Consider the following 3399-nt stretch of genomic DNA (forward strand, 5'->3'; position numbering starts at 1 on the left):
CAGGCGCATTCCTGACCTTCGCGGTCGTGATGGGGGAATTCGTGATTGCTAGCCTTTTGACGCGCCCGGCTTTCGGCACCTACATTCAAAAAATCGGCATGAGCAAAGCCTATGAGCCTGCGGCCCTGACCATCCTGTCTTTTGCCATCACTTGGGGCGCACTGGCCATGATGAACGTCATGACGCGGTTTTCGCGGCGAGCAGGGTAGGGTTTCCTCTCATTCTTCTGGTGTGAACGGTATCCTGTATCTGAAGGCTCTGCAGATACAGGTCCGTCACGCCAAGATGCATGGCATCGAGCTGAGGCAGAGCGATACGCGTCTGACGAAAGCAGCGGCGGTGCGCGCCGGCCGTTATGCCCATGCCCGGCAATTCCGCCGCATGCGCCGCGAACTGAAGCGCCTGCGCATCTCTCTTGGCTGCGTCTTGCGCGATATTGGCCGCAAGGTCGCCGGCAACGTCGAACTGGAGCGGACTTTTGCCCGGCTGTTCGGTCTTATCGAACGGCTGCTGGCGCAAAAGCCGAAGGACAAGAACAAGGTCTATGCGCTGCATGCTCCCGAGGTCGTCTGCTTCTCGAAGGGCAAGGCTCGCGCGCCATTCGAGTTCGGTTGCAAGGTAGGGTTCGCGGCGACGGACCGCGAAGGGCTGGTTCTGGCGGCCAAGGCAYTCGAAGACAATTCCTATGGCGGGCACACCCTCTCACATCCCGTCGACCAGGCTGTTGCCATGGGTGGTATCCGGATCGCATCTACGTCGAGGAATATCGCGGTCATGATTACACCGGATCGGCGTCGGTGATGATTGCCGGAAGCCGGCGCGGGCTGACGCCGACCATGCGACGGGAGCTGAAACGACGATCGGCCATCGAGCCCACCATCGGCCATATGAAGACCGATGGCAGGCTGGACCGGAACTTCCTTCTCGGGCACGATGGCAACACCATCAATGCGCTGCTCGTCGGGGTAGGTCACAATCTGCGCCTCATCCTGGCCAAACTGGCCCCTTTGGCGTGCTTCATCAGGGCCGCGCTTAACGTTCTCATGGCGAAATCGGATACTTCTCCAGATCTTCCCAACCGCCAGAAGATCAATGATTTAAGCCTTTGTTCAGGCCGACTAATTAGGGGCTGGCGGGCGAAAAGACCGCTTCCGGTTTTACACTTTCGTCGGTAATGGCGCGGGCGAAATGCTCCTCGTCCGCGAACATCCGAAGCCAAGTTTCAATCGAAATGGCTTTCCAGGCGTTTTGAACGGTACTACGGGTGACCTCGCGCACGAGCTCTTCCCTTACCAGAGCCAGATTTTCATAATCGTAGACGTCCCGCTTTTGCGCCGCGGCGGAGTTGAACAAGAGATCAAATGTCGTCAACAACCAAGTCCGCATTGCRCTGTCATACATCAGCTGCTGTATTCGTTTCGGTCGCTTTACAATCTCCTCGGGCAAAAACATCGCCGACGCTTGGCGCAGGATAAGCTTATTTCCTTTGTCGTTGACCTTCTGGGCGTCAGGAATGCGCATTGCGGTTCGGACGACGTGGGTGTCGGCATACGGCATGCGCAGATCGATGCCAAAACGAGCGGCTAGCATTTCCTGGGCACCCATCCGCTCGTCCCGCCTATCCATTGTGGCGATAAGTTCGGCATGCAAGGAACCGTGAGAAGGCGACCGCGTCCGCAGCGTCGCGTGGGTGCCGCTTGCTGCCCCCTTGAKGATTGTAAGGCTTCCATTTGGGGCCGATTCCTCATCAGTTGGCCGCCCGTTAAGGCTCTTCCACAACTGTGTGTGGAAGTTCATGCCTCCAAATAATGTATCCGAGAGATTGCCAGAAAATAGAACATCGACATGCAACCCTGCCATCTCGCAAAGCCCGAACAAGCATGGATACTCGTCATAGCCCCCGGGGTTCTCCATCGCCCACATCGCTTCTGGAAGCAGTCGTGAAAATTCTGATGGTTCCAGAAATAGTTCGTGATGCTCCAGTCCCAAAGCCAACGCGGTCAACCGGGCGCCTTCGATCTCGGGGTCTCCTCCGTTGTGACCAACAGTGAACGACTTGACCGTGATTTGCTTCATGGAGCGAGCGACCAACTCTGCGATTAGAGCTGAGTCCACTCCGCTACTCAGCATTATGCCCACCGCTGGCGGTTGATCGGCGCCGAGCCTTTCCACAGCGCTCAGCAAAGCGTCTGCGACCACCTCCACCGGTACGAAAGCATCCGCTATCGCAGGCGTGATCGATGATGCCGCCTCCGATGGAAAGGAATTGTCTTCATAGCTGACCTTCGACCATTTTCCGGGCAAAACCGGCTTTACCTCGGAAAAGAATGTTAGCCCGCTCGGCACCCACCCGGTTCGTTCGAATCCCTTGATCGCTTCCAGGTCGATTGATCGATCAAAGCCAGGCAATGCCCGAAGGCATTTGTATTCAGTGCAGAAGGCTAGGCCCCTTCCGATCCGCGTGACATAGAGGGTGTTGACCCCGATGTTGTCACGGAGGAAACGAATCTGTTGCTTCGGTATGTCGACCAGTGCGATGCAATAGTGACCATTTACTGCATCTGGGGCGTCCAGCTTGCCTAGTGCGTAAAGCTCCGCAAGATCCGCGGCCATCGAGACCTGTTTTCCTTCGACAGAAGGGGATCCGGTATAGGCCACCATCAACTCTGGATCCTTGAAGATTCTACCAGGCAACCTACTGACCGTGGTTAGTGAAATGTCGGCCCCTTTGATCGTGTCGACGTAACTTCCCCGGTGTTTCAGCATCCTGGAAAATAGTACGGGGTCGACAAGTGGCATGCCGATCGAGCCAAACATTGCGTCCACGATAATCCTCTCCTGTTCGATGGCTAAAATGACGTGCTAAACTCGAATTGTGCTTTTGTTGCTTAGCCGGATGTCTTTTCGTGACCTCCGGCAGTTCATGTGAAACGGTGTCACAAAAGGGTGGTATTATCGGGATTACGACGACGTAAAGCATCGAACGAATTCGGTAGTAAAGAATTGCAAGAATAGAGACCGATCCTGAGACATTTGTTTACTGAAGAGCGAGAAGAGCGCTCATCGCGGTAATGAAGACTGCCGAAAGGACAATCCAAGTCACATTCATCTTTGGAAATCGGATCGACGAGAGATGTAACCCGCTCATGATGACCGCAACGGCGCCCATCAGCAGGATCAGGTGATCCGTTACGATTTGGGAGCCGAGGTAGTACGACAGGGCGAATACGAGGATGTTGTGGGGCAGCGGCACCCCGACGAAAGAGCCTCCCGACAGTCCGAACGCTTCGAAGTAGCTCAGCCGCAAAATGCCCGCGGCACAGATGAGTAGCCCCGCGAACGTCGGGAATGGTGCCGCCTCACCCAATGATGCGAGAAAGATCAAGGGAAAGACACCAG

General features: G+C 55.8%; 1 protein-coding gene and 3 pseudogenes. 2 read left to right on the forward strand and 2 right to left on the reverse strand.

Features of this window, described 5'->3' with window-relative positions; genetic code table 11:
• Together AC1D1Z_RS35455 and AC1D1Z_RS35460 are read left to right on the forward strand one after the other, a co-directional pair.
• A pseudogene (locus AC1D1Z_RS35455) lies at window positions 1-209 on the forward strand (ABC transporter permease); the annotation flags it as partial.
• A 34-nt stretch (window positions 210-243) separates the two neighbouring features.
• Window positions 244-1101, forward strand: a pseudogene (locus AC1D1Z_RS35460) (transposase); the annotation flags it as partial.
• A 21-nt stretch (window positions 1102-1122) separates the two neighbouring features.
• Here the strand turns inward: AC1D1Z_RS35460 and AC1D1Z_RS35465 are convergent.
• Window positions 1123-2817, reverse strand: a complete 1695-nt coding sequence (locus AC1D1Z_RS35465; RefSeq protein WP_477853460.1) for an asparagine synthetase B family protein — start codon at window positions 2815-2817, stop codon at window positions 1123-1125.
• Between the two features lie 220 nt (window positions 2818-3037).
• Window positions 3038-3399: pseudogene (locus tag AC1D1Z_RS35470) on the reverse strand (CDP-alcohol phosphatidyltransferase family protein); the annotation flags it as partial.

It is taken from the genome of Rhizobium sp. P1_E1 (assembly GCF_056406015.1).